Source organism: Bacteroidales bacterium (assembly GCA_012517825.1).
Lineage (GTDB): Bacteria > Bacteroidota > Bacteroidia > Bacteroidales > JAAYUG01 > JAAYUG01.
Genome location: JAAYUG010000020.1, coordinates 1 through 6113, shown reverse-complemented (window position 1 = coordinate 6113; position 6113 = coordinate 1). Strand labels below are relative to the sequence as shown.

At 43.1% G+C, this 6113-nt stretch carries 2 protein-coding genes; one reads left to right on the top strand and one right to left on the bottom strand.

The annotated features are described in order from the left end of the window. On the bottom strand, positions 1–1929 hold a 1929-nt coding region (locus tag GX419_01435; GenBank protein NLI23353.1), incomplete at its 3' end, for a SusC/RagA family TonB-linked outer membrane protein. A 282-nt stretch (positions 1930–2211) separates the two neighbouring features. On the opposite strand from GX419_01435, the gene GX419_01430 reads away from it, so the two are divergent. Continuing rightward, positions 2212–6113: response regulator (locus GX419_01430; protein NLI23352.1), on the top strand; the 3902-nt coding region annotated here is incomplete at its 3' end.

Below are 6113 nucleotides of genomic sequence, written 5' to 3'. Positions count from 1 at the left end.
GTTGTTGATAAAATCAATGTTTTGCATAAAGCTTTCCTGAGAAATTCTCCACCCGGCTGAGAACGACGGGAACAAGCCCCACCGTTTGGATGGGTCAAACCGCGAAGATCCATCATAACGGAAATTGGCTTCAAACAGATACTTCTGATCGAACACATAATTTAATCGTCCGAACCATGAACGGAGGGCCCAGTCGTTGGCATCTCCTCTGATTTCAATCATCTGGGTTGCCGAATTGAAGGTGTTGATATTTTTGTCAATCAGCCCCTTCTTCATGCCGGTGTGATAGTATTCATAATAATATTGTTCATTATATCCCAGCAAAACGTCCAGATTATGCACATCGGCCAGAGTAGCTGAGTACCGTAAAAGGTTTTCAAGGGTGTATCCTCTGTTGCTTGAGGTTCTGCGCGATGTATAGAGTTCAGAAGGATCCCACTTCGGGGCCATTACTTCGCCGGTGCTGAATTTGATTCGTTCATAAACATCTCCGTTTGTGGTACCTGTTCCTTCATCAAACTGACGTGCAAAATTGAAATTGAAATCCCAGGAAAGCCCTTTCAGAATTTTTACCTTGCTGAACAAGGTGGTATTGAAATAGGAAGACCGGTCAAGCCCAAGGGTATTATTCAGGATAGCAGCAATGTTGTTAGCATAGTAACTTTCGCCCGGAGCTTCAGGGAAGCCGTATTTCCCATTGTATTCGGGCACAAGTCCCGGGGTGGTTTGAAAGAGGTATTCCAGCGCCGTATCATAGTTTCCGAGGTCTTTTTCCTGTGTAAAGCCCCAGGTGCGGGTACCAATTGTGAGCCAGTTGTTCACATTGGTTTCCAGATTGGCCCGCAGGGTGTACCGTTTAATTCCTGTGCGGTCAACCAGCCCTGGATTGTCGAGATAACCAAATGACAGCAGAAACGTAGATTTTTCAGTTCCCCCATCAAGTGAAAGAATATGATCTTGAACAATATTTTTCTGATAGATTTCTTTCACCCAGTCGGTATTGGGGAAGGCGATTCTGTTGGGAACACCGTTGGCATTGAGTGCATTCGGGTTTTTCTTTGCATTCAGCCATGCATCAATGGTAGCCTGGGTAAAAGGTTCGGCACTTTCAATATTCCTTGCACTCTCATTCATGAGTTTCATGTGGGTTGCATAATCATTGACAAATTCCATGAGGTGCGTTGGAGAGGAAAAGGAGTAATTCCCGTTGTAAACTACGTTCATCCGGTCTTTCTTTCCCTTTTTGGTAGTAACAAGGATTACGCCGTTAGCTGCTCTCGAACCATAGATTGCTGCAGATGCCGCATCTTTCAAAATGGAAATGGATTCAATATCGTTGGGATTGACAGCATCGAGCGAACCTTCCATCCCGTCGATTATAACAAGCGGGTTGTTGTTGTTCAGTGTTCCGAGCCCGCGTACTAAAATGGTAGCTCCGTCTTTTCCCGGATTCCCATTGCTTTGCAATACAACCACACCTGAACTTAGCCCTGCAAGGGCAGATGAGACGTTGGTCATTGGTCTTTGGTCGGCCAGGTCTCCAAAATTAACGGAGGAAACAGACCCCGTTAAATTTACCTTTTTCTGAACCCCGTAGCCGATGACAACCACTTCTTCCATTCCCATTAATTCCTCTTCGAGGACAATGTTTATTGTGGTCTGATTGCCAACAGGTACCTCTGTGGTTTTCATTCCTACGAACGAAAAAACCAGCACAGTAGAAGGTGATACATTAGCAATTTTGAAATGACCTTCCGTGTCGGTTATCGTCCCTTGCGAGGTTCCTTTGACCACAACATTTACACCGGGCAAAGGATTTCCTGTTTTGTCGGTTACCTGCCCCTGAATGTCATAAGTTTGTGCATAACTCATGACATACATCATGCCTGTGATCAACAGAGCACTTAGTTTCAACAAGCCCTTTTTCATAGTTTGGTTACATTTTGGTTAAAATAAATTAGCTTTTTATTGTACTAATTTCTGATGTTCTAAGTCGTTAAGGGGGTTTCAATTGTCCTTCTTGTCGACTCAAATCTCTTTTCGGACAATTTTGTAACCATTTTCGTACATTTTTAAACTATGATATTCGCCCGACATAATTTGTAATTAACAGGCTAACAAGGCATTGGCTTTTCTCACCCTTCCCTGCTGAACAGGGTATAATTGGGGTTTTATAGGTAATTTTGAAAATATGAAAGCCAGGGAATGTCTATGAAAAAACTATTGATTTGTGCTTTTTTCCTCACAGTTACATTTTCTGTAAGTGCTGTCCGTCAGAAAATTAATTTCTGGAGTTTGGGAATTCGGGAGGGGCTGTCTCATATGACGGTTTATTCTGTTTATCAGGATGAAACTGGAACGCTCTGGTTTGGTACCCGTCTTGGGATTAACAGGTATGATGGGAACACTATTGAGCACATCCCCATAATTCCGGCGCCCCCACATCTTGTTAATCATGTTATCTGGGAGATTTCGGGCGATGGTAAAGGGAATCTGTTCATTCTTGCCGATAAAACCATCATTCGATATGATATAAGGAAGCAGATTTTTTCGGTACTGGTCGATAAGGACGTTGATGTAATGCATTATAAGGCAGGGCAGTTGTATTATATCGTAAACAATCACTTATTTCATTTTGACCCGGCATCAGGTAAAAACAGGAGCATTGCGGTTTTTGATTCCCGGTTTTTGCCTGTGCGGCAAATGATGTATTTGCCGGGAACCGGATTTTTCCTGGCCGGGAAAAACGGGCTGCTTCATTTCAGCGGGGAAGGAGAACTTCTGCATGTGTTTTTGGAAGGAAATTACGTATCAAGTGTTTTTTCTGACAGCAAAGGAAGAATTTGGGCAGGTACGAGAAATGATGGAGTTTATCTCATTAATTCTTCAACGGGAACAGCTGTTCCTGTTCCCGTTGACCTGTTAAGAAATGATGTACGATGTTTTGAGGAAGATGAATCGGGGAATATATGGATGGGGACGTTTAACGGGATTATACGGTATCATCCCGGCCGGGGTGAAACGGATCATTATGTGCCGGTTGAAAATATTCCGTTTACGCTGAGCCATGCTTCAATTTATTGTATTGTTCGTGACAGGCAGGGAACTATGTGGGTTGGTACCTATTATGGGGGTGTCAACTTCTTTAACCCAGAAAAGGATGTTTTTACGTTTTACAGCTATGGGCAGTCCCCGTCGCAATTAAGCTATCCGATTATCGGTAATATTACTGAAGATGATAAGGGGAATTTATGGATATGTACCGAGGGAGGAGGACTCAATTGCCTGAACCGGCGTACCGGGGAGATAAAGAGATTTTATTCCGGCGAAAAACCAGGAAGTTTGGCGCATAACAACCTGAAATCGATTGTCTTTGATCAGAAACGGAAGAAACTATATATTGGAACACATACCGGAGGATTGTCGGTACTTAATCCTGCTACCCTTGTATTTACAACATATCGTCATATACCCGGCCAGCCAAACACTCTTCCTAACGACGTTATAGGGGGTATGGCTTTGTATGAGGGCAAGCTATACCTGGCAACGCAGGGTGGTTTGGTGGTTTTTGACCCGGATTCAGAAAAAGTTAGCCGTTTCGAACCCCCTCTTGCAACAGGAGAAAATCCCTTTGGCATGATTTTTAACTGCATTCTCATTGATTCAAAAGGAAGAATGTGGTTATCGCAACTGGCCAATACGCTTTACCGATACGATTTTCATAAGAACCTTCTTGAAAAATATGCATATACCCCCGACGATACCTTGCCGTATTCTCGTTACAGGATTACCCGGATGATGGAAGACAGCAGAGGCAGGATTTTTATGACTACCGAAGGGAGTGGATTGATCCAGTATATCGAGAAAACGGGCACATTTCTTCATTTTGATGAAGAGAAAAACCATTTGCTGAGCAACTTTTGCTATAACCTGGCTGAAACTCCTTCAGGCCGGCTGATCATCACCACAAATAAAGGAATAACTCTTTTTGATGTTGACCGAAACGAGGCACAACATTTACTCGCAAGAAAAGGATTTCCATTGTCAGGATTTCTCGAGGAGAATGGTTTGTTTGTTACATCCGACAGGCAAATTTTTGTGGCGGGAATTGATGGAATGGTATCGTTCAGTGAAAAATCGATAGAACCTTTTGTGACGGATTATACTCTGTATTTTTCGAAAATTTATATCAACAACCGGCTGGTAGTGCCCGGAAGCCCGGGCAATATTCTTAAAGAAGCCATCCCGTTTGTTCAGTCAATAAAACTTCGGCATAATCAGTCAAACCTGATTGTGGAGTTTGCCTCTTCAAATTATATTCCGCATCTGCAAAATGATTATGAATACATTCTTGAGGGGTTTGACAAAGAATGGATTCGTGCTAATGATCATTCAGTAACCTATACAAATATTCCTCCTGGGAACTATACTCTGAAAGTGCGGGAGGTCAATACCGGAAATTTTCGTGGGAACCACCAGGCACAGCTGGGAATTACGATACGTCCTCCCTGGTATGCTTCTTCTCTGGCTTACATAGCATATATTCTTGTTCTTTCAGGCATTGTCACTGCTGTTCTGTTATTTTACCGCTCGCGTGCTATTCTTAAAGCCTCTCTTGCTTTTGAGCGAAAGGAAAAACAGCGCATTGAAGAATTGAATCAGTCGAAACTGAGGTTTTTCACCAACATAGCTCATGAATTTCGCACGCCGGTAACCCTTATTCTGGCTCAGATAGAGCTTTTATTTCAGCATGCAGCCTTAACTCCTGCCATTCATAATAAGATCAGGAAAATTCAGAAACATGCCCTGCGAATGAAGAACCTTGTGAATGAACTGATTGATTTTCGCAAGCAGGAACAAGGGCAGTTCAGGCTAAAAGTCAGTAACAACAACCTGGTTGAATTTCTTGCCGATATCTTTGGGGCTTTTCATGATTATGCAGTTTCTCAACAGATAAAGTTCAGTTTTGAATATGCTGACCCCGTTATTGAAGTATGGTTTGATCCGGTTCAAATGCAGAAAGTCTTTTATAACCTTCTTTCCAATGCCTTTAAGTTTACCCGTAAAGGCGATTCTATTACTCTGTCAGTAGTGCGCCGCTCTTCTTCAGTAATAGTGAAAGTTGCTGATACAGGAGTTGGTATTCCCGTCAATGATCTCAATCGTATTTTTGATCGTTTTTATCAGGCAGAAAACATTGCCTCCGATCCTACCTTTGTTATGAGTTCAGGCATTGGCCTGGCCCTGACAAAGAGCATTGTTGAACTGCATGGTGGGAAAATTACTGTGGAAAGTACGGAGGGACAGGGCAGTGTTTTTAAGGTAGAATTGCGTTTGGGTGATGAGCATTTTGCCCCGGAACAGAAGTATTCTCAGTCGTATGATAACCTGCAACGGGTAGCCAGCTTTAAGATGACATCGGAAGAATTGGCCGGAGAAATCATACCGCAGACCGAACCGAATAAAAAACCGGTCATTTTAATTGCCGAAGATGATGAAGATCTTCTGGTTGCTTTGAAGGAACTTTTTCGTCCGTTTTATACAGTTGAAACAGCAGGTGACGGAGAGGAAGCCTATGAAAAAATTCTGGAGTACAGGCCAGACATAATCCTTACTGATATTATGATGCCCAGAGTGTCAGGCAGGGAATTATGCCGGCGGGTAAAATTCAATTATGAACTATCGCACATTCCTGTTGTGTTGTTAACAGCGCAGGTTGACTCAGAACAGATTGCCAGCGGATACCAGCTCGGAGCCGATGATTATATCACCAAGCCATTTGATCCGAGAAGCCTGATCATTCGTTGCAACAATCTGGTTAAAGGCCGGAAAATGCTCAGGGAGAAATTCTCCAGAACGCTTTCTGATGAAGTCCCGTTTACCGGAATGTCGGAAACCGATAAGGAACTATTATCCAGAATGGAATCGCTGATCGAGAACAAACTGGATGCATCCGATTTTAACATCAATGATCTGGCCCGGGAATTGGGCATGGGCAGGAGCAAATTGTATGCCCTTGTGAAAGAAATAACCGGTATGACGCCCAATTCCTTCATTCTGAATTACAAAATGCGAAAGGCAGTATACTGGTTGCGCAATGAACCGCGCCTTTC